At 66.0% G+C, this 16,798-nt stretch carries 13 protein-coding genes and 1 tRNA gene; 6 read left to right on the top strand and 8 right to left on the bottom strand.

The features are described 5' to 3' along the window. Positions 1-12: 12 nt before the first annotated feature. Together ACOGXA_RS04680 and ACOGXA_RS04675 are read left to right on the top strand one after the other, a co-directional pair. Positions 13-1,050 (top strand): Rieske 2Fe-2S domain-containing protein, encoded by a 1,038-nt coding sequence (locus ACOGXA_RS04680; protein WP_419926120.1) that lies wholly within the window; start codon positions 13-15, stop codon positions 1,048-1,050. Between the two features lie 81 nt (positions 1,051-1,131). Continuing rightward, complete coding sequence (locus tag ACOGXA_RS04675) at positions 1,132-1,824, top strand: TetR/AcrR family transcriptional regulator (protein ID WP_419926119.1); 693 nt, start codon at positions 1,132-1,134, stop codon at positions 1,822-1,824. A gap of 53 nt (positions 1,825-1,877) precedes the next feature. Here the strand turns inward: ACOGXA_RS04675 and ACOGXA_RS04670 are convergent, their stop codons facing one another. The 4 genes from ACOGXA_RS04670 to ACOGXA_RS04655 all read right to left on the bottom strand — a co-directional run bounded on the left by ACOGXA_RS04670 (position 1,878) and on the right by ACOGXA_RS04655 (position 5,007). Next, on the bottom strand, positions 1,878-2,846 hold the full coding sequence (locus ACOGXA_RS04670) for an alpha/beta hydrolase (protein ID WP_419926118.1): 969 nt from the start codon (positions 2,844-2,846) through the stop codon (positions 1,878-1,880). Positions 2,847-3,335: 489 nt separating this feature from the next. Next, the gene (locus ACOGXA_RS04665) at positions 3,336-3,524 is read right to left on the bottom strand and encodes a hypothetical protein (protein ID WP_419926117.1); all 189 of its coding nucleotides are present in this window, start codon (positions 3,522-3,524) and stop codon (positions 3,336-3,338) included. A gap of 372 nt (positions 3,525-3,896) precedes the next feature. Further along, entirely contained in the window at positions 3,897-4,571 is a 675-nt protein-coding gene (locus tag ACOGXA_RS04660; protein WP_419926116.1) for a hypothetical protein, read from the bottom strand. A gap of 25 nt (positions 4,572-4,596) precedes the next feature. Next, positions 4,597-5,007 carry a hypothetical protein gene (locus ACOGXA_RS04655; RefSeq protein WP_419926115.1) on the bottom strand — a complete coding sequence of 137 codons (411 nt, stop codon included), beginning with the start codon at positions 5,005-5,007 and terminating at the stop codon, positions 4,597-4,599. A gap of 651 nt (positions 5,008-5,658) precedes the next feature. Here ACOGXA_RS04655 and ACOGXA_RS04650 point away from each other — a divergent pair. Beyond that, on the top strand, positions 5,659-6,732 hold the full coding sequence (locus ACOGXA_RS04650) for a HEPN domain-containing protein (protein ID WP_419926114.1): 1,074 nt from the start codon (positions 5,659-5,661) through the stop codon (positions 6,730-6,732). 276 nt (positions 6,733-7,008) lie between these two features. Here the strand turns inward: ACOGXA_RS04650 and ACOGXA_RS04645 are convergent, their stop codons facing one another. Then, entirely contained in the window at positions 7,009-7,260 is a 252-nt protein-coding gene (locus ACOGXA_RS04645; RefSeq protein WP_419926113.1) for a hypothetical protein, read from the bottom strand. 280 nt (positions 7,261-7,540) lie between these two features. On the opposite strand from ACOGXA_RS04645, the gene ACOGXA_RS04640 reads away from it, so the two are divergent. Further along, positions 7,541-7,846, top strand: coding sequence for a hypothetical protein (locus ACOGXA_RS04640; protein ID WP_419926112.1), 306 nt, complete (start codon positions 7,541-7,543; stop codon positions 7,844-7,846). Here ACOGXA_RS04640 and ACOGXA_RS04635 read toward each other — a convergent pair. Next, positions 7,755-9,152, bottom strand: coding sequence for a tyrosine-type recombinase/integrase (locus tag ACOGXA_RS04635; protein ID WP_419926111.1), 1,398 nt, complete (start codon positions 9,150-9,152; stop codon positions 7,755-7,757). The two genes, ACOGXA_RS04640 and ACOGXA_RS04635, sit on opposite strands and share 92 nt — an antisense overlap. A gap of 151 nt (positions 9,153-9,303) precedes the next feature. Further along, positions 9,304-9,376 (bottom strand) — tRNA-Arg (locus tag ACOGXA_RS04630). 50 nt (positions 9,377-9,426) lie between these two features. Here ACOGXA_RS04630 and ACOGXA_RS04625 point away from each other — a divergent pair. Together ACOGXA_RS04625 and lysA are read left to right on the top strand one after the other, a co-directional pair. After that, positions 9,427-11,049, top strand: coding sequence for an arginine--tRNA ligase (locus ACOGXA_RS04625; RefSeq protein WP_419926110.1), 1,623 nt, complete (start codon positions 9,427-9,429; stop codon positions 11,047-11,049). Between the two features lie 10 nt (positions 11,050-11,059). Continuing rightward, the gene (gene lysA / locus ACOGXA_RS04620; protein WP_419926109.1) at positions 11,060-12,328 is read left to right on the top strand and encodes a diaminopimelate decarboxylase; all 1,269 of its coding nucleotides are present in this window, start codon (positions 11,060-11,062) and stop codon (positions 12,326-12,328) included. Positions 12,329-12,596: 268 nt separating this feature from the next. Here lysA and ACOGXA_RS04615 read toward each other — a convergent pair whose 3' ends face one another. Next, positions 12,597-16,772 carry an FtsK/SpoIIIE domain-containing protein gene (locus ACOGXA_RS04615; protein ID WP_419926108.1) on the bottom strand — a complete coding sequence of 1,392 codons (4,176 nt, stop codon included), beginning with the start codon at positions 16,770-16,772 and terminating at the stop codon, positions 12,597-12,599. Positions 16,773-16,798 lie beyond the last annotated feature (26 nt).

Below are 16,798 nucleotides of genomic sequence, written 5' to 3'. Positions count from 1 at the left end.
GGAGGTCGACCGATGAGCACTACCGCTAACGATCCCGGCAGCGGGGTCCGAGCTGGCATGGAGGAGGCCCTGTTCGAAGTTGGGCCGATGCGGCCCGACCCGGCAGCCGTGTCCGACCTGAGCCGACGCGTTCGGATCCGACGGGAAGGTGCTGGAGAGAAGCGCTATCCGTTCCCGATCCCCAATGGCTGGTTCGTCGTCGACGAGTGCCGCGAGCTCGCACCTGGTGAACACAAGTGCCTCTTCGCCTTTGGCAAAGACCTCGTCCTGTTCCGCGCCGAGAGCGGCGAAGCCCGGCTCATGGACGCCTATTGCCCCCACATGGGCGCCCACATTGGTGTGGGCGGCAAGGTCGACGGCGACGGCATGCGGTGCCCGTTCCATGGCTGGCACTTCGACGGTGGCGGTCGTTGCATCGACATCCCCTACGCCGAGGGCAAGGCCATCCCAGCGAAGGCGAGGGTGCGCACATATCCGATCATCGAGCGCGACCAGATGATCTGGGCGTGGCACCATATCGAGGGCGGGGATCCGTTCTACGACGTGCCCTTCTTCCCCGAGTTCGAGGACCCAGACTGGCAGCCCTACCAGGTCCTCAACTTCGAGGTGGCCACCATTGTCCAAGAGTTCTCGGAGGGCGAGTTCGATGTTCATCACTTCAAATACGTGCACGGCGCACCCCCGCTGCCCAGCACAGACATGGTCGTCGAAGGGACCTACCGACACAACAGCAACGGCAGCTTCACGATCGAGAACTTCGGCCTCGGCTGCACTCTCATCTCGATCGGCGACTCGGTGCGCATCGGCCAGTCGCTTCTGCCGACCGACGAGGAGAACGTGAAGATGACATGGTGGTTCACCATGCCCCGCTCGCTGGGGGAGCCAGCACTGAAGGGCCTCGTCGCCAGCTTCGCCGACGGCATCAGCCAGGACATCGTCATCTGGGAGAACAAGCGCTACCAGCCCAAGCCGCTCCTGACCGCCGTCGAGCGAAACGTCCGCGTCGGTCGACAATGGGCGCTCCAGTTCTACTCAGGACTCGACTCGTAGGAGCGAGGGCACGATCACGACTCCTCGCGGCGGGCCCGCCGTGGTGAGAGGGACGGCTTCGGCTGGTTATCCTCTCGGCTGATGCCCCGGTCGCCCGAACCCGCCCGTGAAGCGCTCATTGCCGTCGCCGAGCGCCTATTCGCCGAGCGAGGCGTCGACGCCGTGCCGGTGGGCGACGTCGTGAAAGCAGCCGGGCAACGCAACAGCTCGGCTGTTCAATACCATTTCGGCAACAAGGCCGGGCTCTTGAAGGCGATCCTGGATCCCCACCTGGCCCGCCTCGACGCTCGACGAGCCGAGATGCTCGACGAACTCGGCGAGGGGCCGGGGCTAGACGCCCTCATCGAGGTGCTGGTTCGGCCCCTCGCCTCCCTTCTCGACGACGAGTCGGGCCGCTGCTACATCAGGATTCGGGCACAGCTCGTCAGTGCAGCAAGGCTTCCCAGCGACTCCGACCTGATGCGAGATGTGGTCGCGGGCGCAGGCGGAGGCAAGCTCTCCGCCGAGCCGAGGCCCGGCATTCGGCGCGTGGCTCTAGCCCTCGTCGACCTGGTGGGCAACGAGCAGATGGCCGACCTCGGACACCGGCTGACGCTCACGGCGGTGCTGTTGCTGCACGGACTGGCCGACTTCGCCCAACGGCGCCCCGACGCCACCGAGGCAGAGCGCGAGGCGTTCACCGGCGTACTCATACGCTCTGTCGCGGCAATAAACCTCGTCGATGGCAGCGCTGAGGACGCTTCACCGGCACCCAACCGCACACCAGGCAGCTAGTTTGGGCGCCTCCTCGGCGAGGTTTTCAAGCGCTCGTGTCCTGGTCAGGGCCGCTATGTCGTTCGACGGTGGCGGGCGATGAAGCGGTCTTGCTCTTCGGCAAGCTCGCAGTCTTCGGGCGTAGTGCCGCCAAAACCACCGTGGGGCATTGCATCGCCTACGTGCAACTCCGCCTCGACGCCCGCGTTTCGAAGGCTGCGGTGCATCCTGACCGTGTTTGAGAGGAACAGGTCACGCGTTCCCGTCTGCAAGTACGTGGGAGGGAACCCTCGAAGGTCGCCGAAAAGCGGTGACAGATACGGGTGGGAGAGATCGTGGCCGTCGGCGTACAGGAGATTGGACTCCATGAGAAGGCCAAGCACCCCGTCTATCCCGAGGTTCGTCTGAAAGCTGTCGCCCGACTCTGTGAGGTCGACCTCCGGGGTCAAGAGCACAAGGGCCGCCGGCATGGCCAGCCCTTCGTCTTTGGCTCGAAGGAGCAGAGCCGCGGCCAGGTTGCCGCCGGCAGAGCCTCCGCCAACGAAGATGTCGCTCGGATCCCGCTCGCCAAGCGCCCTGAGGTACACCGCCATCAAGTCGTCCAACGCCGCCGGATAGGGATGGTGCGGCGGCATCCGGTAGTCCGGCGCCCAGGTGACCATGTCCCGCTCAACTGCACCCCCTTTGGTCAAGGCAACGCACGCTTCGCCAGCGCCATTCACCAGTCCGCCTCCATGTATGTCGATGTACAACGGAGCAGATGCATCTTTCTCCACCGATTCAGGGGTGAACACGTTCGTACGAACCCCGTCAAGCTCAAACTCCGTCTGCACAATCGGCGCATCGGCAGGCACGCGGGCCCCGAGCACCATGACGATCATGTCGTTGCACGCCGCCGACCAGTTCTCCCATTCCTGCGGATCATCACCGTGTTTGGGAGACTCGGACACCCCGGCGAACTCCGACATGACATTCAGAACCTGCTGGGCCTCCTCGCTGAGACCTACCGGCGCCGGCGGCGGCGTTCTCACAACTTTCGACATAGCAAAATCTCCCGGTGCTGATCAGGGCCGCCCAGGCCCGTCGCTGGCTGCCAAGCCAACTGCCTAGAGTACATACGCGCCAATCAAACGACAACAGTACACGCCCTGTGCGATCAGGAGTCGATGGCGGTCCCGTCGTAGGTCTACCGCCCCGCCAAACGCTGCAGTCGCCGCACGCAACGGCCTGAGGTCCGACTGTCAACAACCTCCATCAGTATTAGACCACCACGAAGCGAAAAAAACTCCGGATACGCTGGGACTCCGGGCACTAACGGGAGCATCCGGGAAACCCCGGCATCACAAAGCGCCCACGGCAGGATTCGAACGCCAATTGTTATCCCTGGTGAACGGGCATTTGTCGTCGGAATTTCCTGTCTGTCCCACATTCAGTCCCACATTTGGGCGGGCTTGCTGGGCCGGTACTTCGATCTTGTGCTCAATAGGCCGAGTTGTGGTATCGGGCCGGCTCCACAGCGGTCGCCCGCCAGCCTAGGGTGCATCGCGCAAAACCACCTCGCGGCGCCCCTTGGACCGGGCACGGCCCCTGCAACCATCAGAAAACACCCGCAGCCCACCAGGAGTCTGCACACTCACCACCACCTCCCCAGCCTCCTCGCCAACACCGGTCACCTCGAAACCGGCCGCGCCGACCCACGCCGCTGAACTATCTTGAACCATCAGGGGCCTCCTGACTCTTCGACTATGTGTCAGGCACAAGAATCGGCGAGGTCCCCCACTCAGTGGTGGACCCCTACAATCACCCCGGCCCCAACTTCAACGCGAAGACCCCGTAAAGGGGGCTTCTGGGGGAGCGGTTGGGCTGTGCGCTGTTGGGGTCAGGCTCGTTGTTGTGCCCAAGGCCCATGACCCCAGAATCCAACATCAGCCCTACGCGAAACAGCGAAGATGTGTGCGGGGCGGTCCGGTGGCAGCTGTCCTCAAATACGACAAGACCGAGCAATTCAACCGTGATGGCAATTTCTGGGAGACCGCTATAGGGAAGTCGCAGCGGGCGGGCCGCGGTTCGAATGGGTGGGCGCCTGTGAGGCCCTACTCAGCCAGTTCCCCGCCTGAGAAATGTTCGGCTTTGAAACTGTCGACGGTCCCCGTTCCTTCTTTCCAGGCCGGAGGCAGTTCATCGAGATGGTCGAAACCGCCGATCAGCTCACCTGAGGACACATCCTCAATGAGAAAGCCGTCGGCATAGGGCGAGAGCACGGGTGCTCCGTCAGGAATCGATGACGCCTTTTCCACGACCCGGAAAGGCGTGAGGCCTTCTGTGTAGTCATCGAGGAAGAGAACCAGCCGCTGGTTCACAGGCACAGCTCTTTGAAAGGTCTCTACCGGGAGTTCCTTGGTACGGGCGATTTCGATGTACACGAGACCGTCCTGAACCAGCGACTCGTCGCCCCCGAGGACGCTTTCCACTTTCACGGTAAGCGTCAGGTTCAGAAACGCTGGCTCGGTGTCCCGTGTTTCACCGACGCCGAACACGCGGCCGTCAGCCACGTCTGCGACAGTCCCGATCACGGTCAGTGACGCCTTGTCACCAAGGATGGCGGGCGAGTCATGGAGGCCGTAGTCGAGGCTCTCGCCAATGCTGCGCATCACCGAGACGAGAGCACCAGAGTCGGTGGCATGGCCCGGGGAAGAACCCGCTGAGTTGTCGCTTCCCTCGCCGCAGGCGGAGGCGACCAGGACCAAACCGATCAAAGCGATCATCATCCTGTGAGGGAAGCAGATGGAGTTACTAGAACCAAGCATTGATGTGCTCCTTGTGGTGGCCTGAATAGCGTTCGTATTGACTGTTCGTGCTGGGCCGTTCGCCTGAGATCATGCAGTCATCGGCTCCGCCGTCGCCCCCGCCTGAGCCGTGGGTTAGTCCGACGGTGTGGCCTAGTTCGTGGCAGACGGTCTTGTCTGTGTCGGCCTCGTCGTTGGTTCCCTTGTTGATTTCAGCAGGATCAAGAGTCACGAAGTACTGATCGCAGCGGCCGTCGTCATAGGCCTCGCACGGTGCCCTGCCGCGAATCGAACCCGGGAGGTCGGCGTCAAACCACACCACGTCGGTCTCGCCAGAGCCCGAGAATTTGCAGGTGGACTTGTACTCTGCCGTGGCATCCGTTGGGCCATCAAGAGCGTATTCGAACATCTCGTCCACGTTGTCCCGCAGGTTGGAGTCGAATCCGCTGCCCCAGCACTAGTTGTGGGTTGAGCCATCGGGATGGGCACCGGTGGTTGAGCTTTGCGAGCCCCAAACGTCGGCACCCACAGGTGAAGCGAGCACCGACACCGTAAGGGCTGCAAGGCCGAGGAGGAAACCAAGGCGCCATCGGATCGATAGTCCCCTTTCTTGCCTACTCGGTAGCATTTGTTGATCCTTCCTGTTTAGGGGGACAGACATTCAAGGATCCCGTCATTCTTCATGCTTGGCAGGCACTCCCGCATCTGCGAGCCATGGTTGACCATAACGTCTCGGTTAAGAAGATGTAGACAATATGGCCGTCAAAAGGTGACAAGTCTATGTCGCCTTTTGACATTGAAGATCTTGTGTCCCGCGTCAAGGATTTGAGACAGTTTCGCCGCATGGGGGTTGCGACCGGTCGTATCGGTTTGCGACCGGTGCTTCGGGGGTTTGTGACCGGTCGCGACCGGTGCGCTGTTGCATGATTGCGGGCGTGATCGCAGCTGTTGACCGTCGACGCAGGCTTTTGGCGGGCGCGGTGCCCGCGGGCGGTTTGAGGCTCGTGGGGGCCGTGGCCGGCTTGGTGCGGGTGTTGGGCGTTGTGGGGGCTGGAGGTAGGATTGGGGGATGGGTTTGGTGGCTTCGCGAGTGTCGGAGGCTCCGGGTTCGGAGGCTGCGGGTGCGGCGTCTTTGGTGTTGTGGGGAGTTCCGTGTTTGGAAGACGCCCGTGTGGTGGGCGAGGGTTTCGTCGCGCTGGGGGCGGCGCAGGTGTTGGCGTTCGGGTCTGTGGCCTGTGGCGAGGCGGTCGATGGCAGCGACATCGACCTGGTGGCGGTGTTCGACGATTTGGGCGATTACCGGTGCCGGCCGGACCTTCAGCGGCGCTTGGTGGCAAGAGCTGGCGAGTTGTGCGAGTTCGGGGTCGATGTGTGGGTCACCGACCGGGCCGAGTGGGCGCGGCGCACCACGCAGGTGTCCTCGTCGTTGGAGGCGGCCATCGCCGGTGGCGCGGTCGTGGTGGCCGACGCTGGAGCGGACGGGCAAGCCGATGTGGACTGGAGAAAGGAGATCGGGATGCCCCCCGACAACAGAGCCGAGGCGCTGAGCAGGCTGGGAGATACCATCAACGCCCTGGGCGAGGTGGAGGAGCGGCTGGATGAGGGTGCCCGGGAACAGCGGGCCGCCGCGGCCGGCGACGCCCGCCGCTACCGCAAAGCACGCTATGAGCGGATGGCCGGCATCTGCTTCCACTCGCAGAAGACCGTAGAGAGCGCTCTGAAGACCGTGGTGTGCCTGGTCGGAGGGCGCCCCGAGCGCATCCACTCCCTCGACAAGCTCGCCTCCAAGATCCCGGCCCGGTACCGGGATGTGACATGGCCTGCCATGGACCCCGCGAACCGCGCCACGCCCGAGGAGATCTCGCTGTGGCACCGAGCCGGCCCCTACAGCGACCAGCGGCCCCAGCTCACACTGGCACAGATCGAGGCCACCGCGGCCGAGCTCGCACGCATCGCCTGCGACACCGCCGCAGCACTAGCCGGCCACTTCGAGACAGCAGACGACTCCCGCTCACTGGCCGACGACCTCGCCGACACAGTCCGGGTAGTCCGCGACGGCCTCGAAGCATCCGACATCGCGCTGGCCGCCGAACGCGACCTCCCGCGCCCCGACCTCCCCGGCGATGTCGGCTTGGACCTGTAACCAAGCACGCCAACCCCACCTCGAAAATGCCGTCCCATGGCCGCTCCATTCATGGACGGCACAAGCGCTTCAGATGCAGCGACAAGGAGCGTCCGATCACTGGGCAGATCCGGTAGAGAGACCGACATCGCCCTCACCCCTTCTGCGGCTCTTGGTGACCAGCCCGCTTCCTCTGAGGCCTCGGCTGGCGCGGTGGATGCTGACAGCGGCAGATCAGGACAGCGGGGTTTCACAGTGGGCCTCTCGAAGATGCGCGCTGTTACCAGTGGGCCACTGTCATGGGTACCGGTCGGTGCGGACGCCCTTGCGATCCGCCTCCGCTTTCAGGGCGACAGCGTGGGGGTTGTCACCGAGGTGGTCCAAGAGGCTGGTGACGGTGAAGTCGAGGTGCAGTCTGGTACCTGCCGTCTCCGGTGCGGAGAGATCCCCGAAGCCGGCCAGCATGTGTGCCAGGAGCCGGGCGGCCTGCTCGGGCGGGCACGACGACGGGCCTTCTTTCTCCGGCCAGACGCCTGCTTTGGCCAGCACTCGGGGCAGTTGGCTCTCGCCATCAATCGCAAGCGCTGGTTGGCGGGTGGCAAGGTCGACAGCCTCTTTGGCTCGGTCGCCTAGATGGAAGGCCCAGCAAGCTAGCTCGGTGGCACAACGGCCTCACTCGCCGGTCTTCATCGGTGAGCGGTGGGGCGCATTGGCAACAGCGGGTTTTGGATGGTGCCCAGTGAGTTGGGCTGTCTTGGATCGGGCTGTCGGATTTCCTGTGGGCGGTTTCAATCGGTCGTTGCTTCGGCGGCTGGGAGGCTGTCGGTGTTTGAGCGGAGATTTCGTAGACGAGAACAGGGTCGGCCTCCAAGCGGGCGTCGACGCCTCGTGGGGGCCGGCGTTGACTATCGGCCGGCTCAGGGCGATCTTGGATCAGTTCTCCGACGACATGCTCGTAGTCACAACCGGGCTCGACGGCACCGGCTTCGCCCGAATCAGGCCGGGGAACTGCAACGGCATCAAAGTCGAGCAGGCCGTGGCATTCACTCCGACCGGGGTGTGCTACATGTACTGGCCACAGGCCCTGGGCACGGACCCCGCCGACGGCGCCGACATACTCGCGATCGGCGACTGAGCACCGCCAACGCGGCTGCCGCCAGTCGACAACCCCGAAACCCGCCCTGCGAAGGGCCACTAGGCCCCCGCCCGCAATTGCCCGAGCCCCGGCCGCGTGGCTCGACGGAGCTCCTCCCGCCGCCACTGGGGCGGTCAGCCAGCCGGGGCCCTTCTATGGCCGCTGCAGGTAGTCGGCCCACCGGTCCATGAGCTTGCGGCGTTTGGCGTAGGCATCGCCTCGGATGTAGGCCTGTTGGGTTGAGTCGCCGAGGCTGTGTGCGAGTGCGGCCTCGCACACAGCCCAGGGGGTGTCGGTCTGCTCCAGCGCCCAAGTGCGGAAGCTGGCTCTGAATCCGTGGACGGTGGCCCGCTCCGCCAGGTCTGCGTCGCGAAGGATTTTCGTGAGCGTCATGTCGCTGAGGGGGCGGCCTGGCCTGAGGGGGGGACGGGAACACCAGATCGGAGCCGTCGTGGTTGTCCTTGGCCTCGTCGAGAACTTTGAGGGCGGCGTCGCTGAGGGGCACCCGGTGCTCGGTCGCGGCCTTCATCTTGTCGGCGGGGATGCGCCACTCGCGGGCGGCGAAGTCGATCTCGGACCATGAGGCGTTGCGGGCCTCGCCGGAGCGGGCCGCCGTCAACACCGTGAACCTCAGGCACAGCTTGGCCGACGCAGACGCGCCGGTGCGGTCCGCAACGCCGAGCGCGTCGGCCACCTCGCCATAGGGCAGGGAGCGGAAGTGGGCCTTTACGCGGGGCATGGGCGGCAGTGCGCCGTCGATGGCCTCGCCGGCCGAGTTCACGGTGACGTAGCCGTGGGCCTGGCACCAGCGAAGCACGGTGCGGATCCTCTGGCGGACCTTGCGGGCCGCTTCAGTGCGGTTCGTCCAGATCGGCTCCACACATCCCAAGACGTCGGACTGGGTGATGCGGTTCACGGCCATGTCGCCGATGGCCGGAAAGGCGTGGTTTTCCAGCGACGCCCACCACAGCACCGCGGTCCGCTCGTTGCACCACCGGGCCCTGTTCGCCTCCCATACCACCCTCGCCGCCTCGCGGAATGTCGGCACGTCGCAGCGGCGCCTGTCGGCGAGCGGGTCGCGCCCGTCGGCGGCGGCCGCGTGGTGCTCATGGGCTTTGCGGCGGGCGTCGGCCAGGCTCACCGCGGGCCAGCCGCCCAAGCCGATCTCGCGGCGGCGCCCGTCCACCGTCAGGCGTAGAACCCAGCACCTGGACCCCGATTTGTACACCCGCAAAAATAATCCGCGCCCTTCATGGTGCTTTCCCACACCGGCATTTTTGACTTCCACAGCGGTCAAAAGCGACATTCCCATCCCCCAATCCATCCCCCACTTTTTCGGGGGTAGCCCGGTAATTGCTGAGGACAGCCTACCACCCCAAACTGACAGAAACGGTCGCTACGCTGGGAAAACAAGGACCATCTGGGACCATCGAGCAACTACTGAGAACACCCGGAAGCGCCCACGGCAGGATTCGAACCTGCGGCCCCTTGCTCCGGAGGCAAGTGCTCTATCCCCTGAGCTACGTGGGCAGTAACTGGCTGAGTATACCCAGCGGGGCGCCGGTACCATGTGCCAGTTCATGGCCGACATTCGCACCTCTCTTTCTGACGCCCTGCGGGCCGCGCTCGTGGCCGCGGGCGTTGACCTGCCTGCTGGCTTCTCGGTGGGGCTGGAGCGACCGGCGCGGCGCGAGCACGGGGACTGGGCGTCGAACGCTGCGCTGGCTGTAGCCAAGCGAGCAGAGCGCAACCCTCGGGAGTTGGCTGGGGAGTTGGCTGCTTGGCTGGAGGAGAACCAGCCAGAGCATGTGTCCGAGGTAAGCGTGGCCGGCCCTGGGTTCATCAACTTCAAACTGGCTCCCAGCTGGCTGCACGGGGTGGTGGCCGACGCAGTGACCGCCGGTGTCAACGGCTACGGCCGCCAGAACCTGGGCCAAGGTCGCACGGTGATCGTGGAGTTCGTGAGCGCCAACCCCACCGGGCCGGTCCACGCCGGGCACGGTCGGGGAGCGGCCTACGGCGACGCGGTGGCCCGGTTGCTGGAGTGGTGCGGCTTCGACGTGCAGCGGGAGTTCTACATCAACGACCGAGGCACTCAGATGGAGCTGTACGCGGCCTCTTTGGCTGCGGTCCGGGAGGGGCAGCCGGTGCCCGAGGACGGCTACAACGGCCAGTACATCGTCGACTGGGCTGCGGATATGCCCGCCGACGCCGACCCCCGCCAGTGGGGGAGGGAGAGGGCTCTCGCCGATCAACGGGAAGCACTGGGCACGATGGCGGTGGAGTTCGACACTTGGTTCAGCGAGCAGGTCCTGGTGGACTCGGGCACCATCAAAGACACGCTGGCCGCGCTCGACGCCGCCGGAGCAACCTACGAATCAGACGGTGCTTTGTGGCTGCGCTCCAGTGACCACGGTGACGACAAAGACCGGGTGCTGATCAAGTCCGACGGGGAGTACACCTACCTGCTGCCCGACATCACCTATCACCGCGACAAGCTCGAACGGGCCGGTTCGCAAGGTCTGCTGGTCAACGTATGGGGGGCCGACCATCACGGGTATGTCGCCCGGATGAAGGCGGCCATGGCCGCGCTGGGCTGTAACCCAGCGGGTTTGGAGGTGGTGGTCACCCAGTTGGTGCGCCTAGAGCGCGACGGCGAAGAGGTGCGGCTGTCCAAGCGCACTGGCGACCTCATCGAGCTTCGCGACGTGATCGACGAGGTTGGGGCCGACGCCGCCCGGTTCACCTACCTGCTCCAGTCGATGGATACCGCTCCGACCTTCGACTTGGCCAGAGCCGCCGCCCAGGTGATGGAGAACCCGGTGTTCTATGTGCAGATGGCCCACGCCCGGGTGTGCTCAATAGCGGCCCGGGCCCGGGCCGATGGGGTGGTGCGCCAGAGCGCCGACCAGGTGGACTTGGGCGTGCTGGTTCACGAGCGGGAGTTGGAGATAATGCGCCAGCTCTCCACATTGGGCGAGGTGATCGCCGCCGCGGCCAGCGAGCGGGCCCCCCACCGGGTAACCACATGGCTGCGGGATTTCGCCGCGGCGGTTCACAGCTTCTACCACGACTGCTATGTGGTGGGCACTGGCATTCCCCCCGAGTTGACCCAGGCCCGTCTCGCGCTGATCGACGCCGCCCGAGTGGGCCTAGCCGTCGGGCTCGGCACCTTGGGCGTGAGCGCCCCCGAGGCGATGTAGGGAGCTGGCAATGTCGGCGCTTCCCCCGCACCTTCTGCCCGACAACTCCGCAGTGGGCGACGGCGGGCGACTGTCCATCGCCGGGTGCGATGCGCTGGAGCTGGCCGAGCAGTACGGCACGCCGCTGTTCGTGTACGACGAAGACCACGTGCGGGCGCGGTGCCGCCAAGCCAAGGCGGCCTTCGCCGGATCGGTGGCCTATGCCTCCAAGGCGTTCTTGTGCCTGGCCATGGCGCGTCTGATTCACGAGGAGGAGCTCGACCTGGATGTGGCCACCGGCGGGGAGCTATTCGTAGCCAAGGCCGCGGGATTGCCCGGCGACCGTTTGGTGATGCACGGCAACAACAAGTCGGCCGATGAGCTAGCCGCCGCGGTCGAGGCCGGAGTGGGCCGAATCGTGGTGGATTCGTTCGACGAGCTCGACCGCCTTGACGTGCTCCACGCCACCACCGGCGCCCGGCCCAAGGTGCTGCTGAGAGTCACTCCGGGGGTGGAAGCCCACACCCACGAGTACGTCACCACCGGGGTGGACGACACCAAGTTCGGCTTCACCGCATCCACCGGGCTGGCCGACGCCGCCATCCGCCGAGCCGCGGAAGCTGACTCGGTGGAGCTCGTGGGCCTGCACGCCCACATCGGCAGCCAGGTGTTCGAGCTGCGCTCTTTCCAGCGGGCGGTGGAGGTGATCGCCGGGTTTGCCCGCCCCTACGGACTGCCTGAGCTGTCGCTGGGCGGTGGGTTGGGGGTAGCCTACGTGGAGGGGGAGTCGGCCCCCACCATCGCCCAGTGGGCTGCGGCCATCGACGAAGCCTGCTCGTCGGGCGGATTCACCGCCCCGGTGAGCGTGGAGCCGGGCCGGGCTCTGGTGGCCGCTGCTGCGGTCACGCTTTATGAGGTGGGAACGATCAAGGAACTGCCCGGCATCCGCACCTACATCTCTGTTGACGGCGGCATGAGCGACAACCCCCGCCCGGTGCTCTATGGCAGCGGCTATGAGACGTTTCTGCCCCGGGCGGCCGACCGCGACCGCAACAAGGCGGTGCGGGTGGTGGGCAAGCACTGCGAGTCGGGCGACCTGTTGGTGCGCGACGGCCGAGTGCCCAGCGATACCGCGGTGGGCGACATCCTCGCCACCCCGGTGACCGGTGCCTACGGCCACTCCATGGGCTCCAACTACAACAAAATCCTCCGCCCCGCCGTGGTGTTCGCCCGCAACGGCGACGCCCGCCTAGTGGTCCGCCGCGAGACCCACCAAGACCTCCTCCGCAACGACGTCTGAGGCTACGCCCATCGGAATAAGTTGCACGTCGGCAATACCCTGGCTGGTTTGCCACGTCCTGATCAACTCCATAAGTTGTACGGGGGTATCAGCGACCGCCATGAAGTCACCGTCATCTTCGCACCACCAGTCGGCACCCTCTTCAGAGTTGAAGAAGACCCTCACTTCCCTCATCGGGGATTCCTCGCTTTCGGGGGAGTAGATGTTGTTCACAATATCGACCGCAGCTCTTCGGCTTTGAGTGATCGAAAGCGAATTGGTGGTGGCATCAAGTTGCCTTGTGCTTTGCGAGCTGGATGATCGAGGGTTGGCCGTTTTGGATGAGGTAGCCGCGGCCGGGTAGTGACGGGAGGGTGGGGCGAGTGGGGAGTTGGATGGTGAACAGGTCGCCGTCGAGGGGGGTGGGTTGCAGCAGGACTCCGGTGCGGGAGAAGCGGATCTCGGCGGTCCAGTGGCCGTAGGCGGTGCGGAGTCGGTCGGCACGGCCGGCGGCCACGATGTGCAGGCTGGGGCGGCTATCGGAGGCCAGTGCTTTCAGGGCGCCGTCGGGGTCGCCCACCGTCTCGGCGTCGTCGATCAGCACCAGGGTTGGGGGCTCGGCTGCGTGTACGGCGGCGAGCAGCTCACCGACGTCGGTCACAAGATTGACATTGGGGCTGTCGGCCAGCGGCGGTTCCTGGTTGGCCAAGGCGACTACCTGCCCGCCGCCGTCAGCTGCCAACGCTGCCAACAGAGCTAGAGCCGAGGACCGGCCCGAGCGAGCAGGTCCCAAGATCAGGGCATGCTCGCTGGGGTAGAGGGTGAGCCCAACCGGGGTCAGGGAGTCGTCGCTCAGCCCCAGCGGTAGATACGCCGGGGAACCCTTCAGGCAGGCTGGGTCCAAGCGGGCTGGGTCGACCACCGCGGACAGAGTCTCAACCGGCGGCGGGCCGTGAGTCCGGGGGTGTTCGGCAGCCACTTCGACAACGGCGCGGGCCAGACCGCCTTCAGGCACCGCCACTTGGAACTCGATGCCCGATGGGATGGTGAAACCCCGGCCGGGCGGAAGCGTGGCCGGGTCTTCCACGGTCACACCCCACTGGCGGTACAGCGCGGGATCGCCCAGGCGGAACACGAAGGTCTGGGGGGTGGCCGCCTGGATAGCCCGATTCACCTTGGACAGCTGGTCGGCGGCCGCGGCCAGATACAGGCCAACGGCGGGACCCTCAGACCACACCCGCTCCAGCGCAGTCAGCAAAGCGAGGTCGGACACGTTGTCCAGGCTCTTGGCCAAGCCGCCCCAGTTGTCGATCAAAGCCACCACGAGCGGGCGGCTGGACTCCTGGGATGTCCGACCCTGGCCCATCCGCTGGTCGAGCTCGTCTTCCAACCGTCGGATGAGCCGCCGAATTCGGTCGCGCTCATCAGGACTCACTACCGCGCCGCAATGGGGCAGACCCTCCAGCGGGGCCAGTTGCCCGGTACCGGAATCCAAGGCGTACAGGTGGAACTCGCCGGGCGGGTAGCGGCGGGCCAGGGCCAGGGCCAACGAACCCAATGCCGTTGTTGTTCCGCTGCCCGGGATGCCCACGAACAAGGCATTGCCTTCGGTGGGATCCCACGTCAGGGGATACTGGCACTGCCGGTTTGGGTCGTCGGCCAGTGCAAGCGCCACTCCGGCGACCGATATGCCGTCAGCAGTCAGCTCATCGAGCGAGACATTCGACGGCAGGGGGTCGGGCCAAGGTTGGCGGGGTGGGACACCTTCCCAGCAGTCCCAGGCGGTGTTCACCGCAAGGGCCAGCCGGGACAGGTCGTCAGGACTCTCATCGTCGGTAGCGGCCTCCGGCTCGGATTCAGGCATGCCGTCGGGGGCGGGGACGACCCTGGGACCTCGCTGGGCGGCAGTGACCCCGGTGACCAGGGCGCACTGGAACTCAACCAACTCGCCAGGGCCGAATCGGGCGTACGCTCGGCCGGGCCGGTGCCGGCCGATGGTGGCGGCCTCTGGGCTGTCGAGCACGTCGACCGAGTCGGCGGCGTCGAGGACTCGCAAGGCAATGCGCAGAGCGGTGTTGGTGCGGATGTTGGCATTGACGGCCCCCGCGGGTCGCTGGGTGGCCAACACCAAGTGCATGCCCAGGCTGCGGCCCCGTTGGGCCACATTCACCAGGGCGTCCATGAAGCCGGGCAGCTCGTTGACCAAGGCGGCGAACTCGTCGATGATTACCACCAACCGGGCCAGCGGTGCCCCCCGGGATCCGCCCTCGGTCTGGGCCAGCGACCGATAGTGGCTCAAGTCGGTGGCCCCCCGTTCTCGCAGAACTTGCTCCCGATGGCGGAGCTCGGCTTCCAGACAGCGCAGGGCCCGCTCGGCCAGCCGGTCATCTAGATCAGTGACCAATCCGACCACATGGGGCAACGAAGCGCAGGCGTCGAATGCGCTGCCTCCCTTGTAATCGATCAGCACGAAGTTGACCTGCTCGGGAGAGCAGGTGGAGGCCAGAGAAGCCACCAGCGTGCGCAGCAGCTCGCTCTTGCCCGACCCGGTGGTGCCTCCCACCAGCGCGTGGGGGCCGTCGGCGGCCAAGTCGGCAAACAGCGGGCCGTGGCCGTCGGCGCCGATGGGGGAGGCCAAGCTGTCGGCGTGCTGGGTTTGCCGCCAACGGGCGGCGACGACTTCGCCCAGCGACGGCAGGTCCGCAATGCCCGCGGGACTGTCGAGGACGGGAAGGCCGAGAAGGTCGAACAGCGATGATCGGTCGGGAATACCCGAACCAGTGCCAGGCTGTTCGGGATCCTCATAGCGGGCCAGGCCGCGGGCCGTGGCTCGAGCCAGTCCCAAGCTCATGCCGGTGGCAAGCACGGAACCGAAGGTCTCCCCGGCTTCGGACACATCGACAGCGCCAGTCGTGTCGCGGGCCTCGACAACCGCAGTGGCAGTGGCTGGGAGTTGGTCGACACTGGAAGCCAGCACGATTGCCGAGGTCGGCCCGGCCAAGCCTTGGAGCAGGGGACGAAGCGGCGGCGTCCTGCCGGTAGCCAAGTTCTCTCCGTCGACCACCACCAGCAGCTGCGGCCAGTGGACCTCTTCCCTCCGACCCCAGGCTTGGGCTAGCTCAGCCGCGATCTCTGCCGCCGCGACACGGCAATCGGCCAGCAAATGAGGTCGGCCTATGGCCCGGTGGACGGTGTGAGGGAGCCAGGCGGTCCACGCCCAAGCCGGCGCGGTCACCTCGTCGGCGGCAATCAGAACCGCCAGGTCGGCCGGTCCGTGACAGGCGGCTGCCTGGAGCAGCAGTCCACGGGCCATGGCCGTGGTTGCGCCGCGGGGACCCACCAAGCCGAGGAGCTTGCCCGGCCCTAAATCTACGGAAATGGGCACGTCGAGCAGGGGCCCAAGCTGTTCGATCACCGCGGCCGCCTCCTCGAAGTCCCCCGCATCGGCGCCGCCCAGGTCGGGAGCGAAGGGTCGAGACCCGTGGGCCGCCACTAGCGACATGAAATCGCCATGGTCAGGCCTCCGCTCCCAGAGTCGAACGCTGGGCTGGCGAATCCGCCTGACTGCTTCGGCCAGGTGGGGGTGCAGATCGCGTCTGCGGCGCATTTCAGCGGCGTGGGCCGCCTCGGCCGCGCTCTGAAAGTCGGCGAGCGATGCTTGGGCCCTTCGGCGGGATCGGCGGCGGTCGAGGCGATCGCGACGGCGATTGTCGAACCAGGTGGCCCCCATCATCAAGGGGCTCAACAGGGCGAACAAGGCCATGTAGGGGCTGTAGAGCACGGCCATCAGCAGTCCGACCAGCAGTGGTCCAGCCAGCGCGGCCCAGCCGAATGCCACGGTTCGCGCCGATCGCCGCTGCTCTGGGGAGGGAGCAGGAAGCGGTTCTGACCGCACCGGTAGTGCTGGTCGGGGAGGACGATTGAAGGCGATCTTCCCGCAAGTGGTGGGCCCCGCAATACCGGCCAGGTGGGCAGGACGGTCGTCGGGGGCATCGGACACCTGTATCAGAGCGCTGCCTTGCCGAAGCGGCGTGGAGATTTCGACCGTAGTCGGCTCGTCCTCGCCCGACTGGGCAACGACCATTCCGTCGTGGAACACCAAGCGGGCGTGCTCCGGTCGGAGCCCGACACTCGGCAGGGTCAGGTCGGCGCCGGGGGAGCGGCCGACGCTCAGCCCTTCGGCGGGCAACAGACGCCGGTCGCCGGCGCACAGTCCCCCGACCACCTCCAGTGTCCTCCCCGGGGGGTCGGGACCCGGGCCCGAGCGCAAGCCCACTCGGGCGCCGTCGGCCAACCCGGCTTCTTCGAGTTGGCGTTCGGCGGCCGCCCATCGGTCGTCAATCCAGAGCCCGTCGACGGGCTCTGACAAACCCAGGATCTGTGCCAAGTCGCCCACAGTGGCAGGCAGTTCGCCTTGGATGCCCACCTCTCGACCACCATCCGGGCCGTCGTAGAAGAGGCGCACGGGCTCGGCCGAAGAGGCAACGGGGA

Origin of the sequence: Candidatus Poriferisocius sp. (assembly GCF_965208475.1) — a bacterium.
In the GTDB taxonomy this organism is placed as follows: domain Bacteria; phylum Actinomycetota; class Acidimicrobiia; order Acidimicrobiales; family Bin134; genus Poriferisocius.
This window is presented reverse-complemented; position numbering and strand designations above follow the sequence as displayed.

What these genes read in the sequence shown, in the direction of transcription:
- ACOGXA_RS04680 (WP_419926120.1), top strand. Translation starts at nt 13, where the DNA reads ATGAGCACTACCGCTAACGATCCCGGCAGCGGGGTCCGAGCTGGCATG.
- ACOGXA_RS04675 (WP_419926119.1), top strand. Translation starts at nt 1,132, where the DNA reads ATGCCCCGGTCGCCCGAACCCGCCCGTGAAGCGCTCATTGCCGTCGCC.
- ACOGXA_RS04670 (WP_419926118.1), bottom strand. Translation starts at nt 2,846, where the DNA reads ATGTCGAAAGTTGTGAGAACGCCGCCGCCGGCGCCGGTAGGTCTCAGC.
- ACOGXA_RS04665 (WP_419926117.1), bottom strand. Translation starts at nt 3,524, where the DNA reads ATGGTTCAAGATAGTTCAGCGGCGTGGGTCGGCGCGGCCGGTTTCGAG.
- ACOGXA_RS04660 (WP_419926116.1), bottom strand. Translation starts at nt 4,571, where the DNA reads ATGATGATCGCTTTGATCGGTTTGGTCCTGGTCGCCTCCGCCTGCGGC.
- ACOGXA_RS04650 (WP_419926114.1), top strand. Translation starts at nt 5,659, where the DNA reads ATGGGTTTGGTGGCTTCGCGAGTGTCGGAGGCTCCGGGTTCGGAGGCT.
- ACOGXA_RS04635 (WP_419926111.1), bottom strand. Translation starts at nt 9,152, where the DNA reads ATGTCGCTTTTGACCGCTGTGGAAGTCAAAAATGCCGGTGTGGGAAAG.
- ACOGXA_RS04625 (WP_419926110.1), top strand. Translation starts at nt 9,427, where the DNA reads ATGGCCGACATTCGCACCTCTCTTTCTGACGCCCTGCGGGCCGCGCTC.
- lysA (WP_419926109.1), top strand. Translation starts at nt 11,060, where the DNA reads ATGTCGGCGCTTCCCCCGCACCTTCTGCCCGACAACTCCGCAGTGGGC.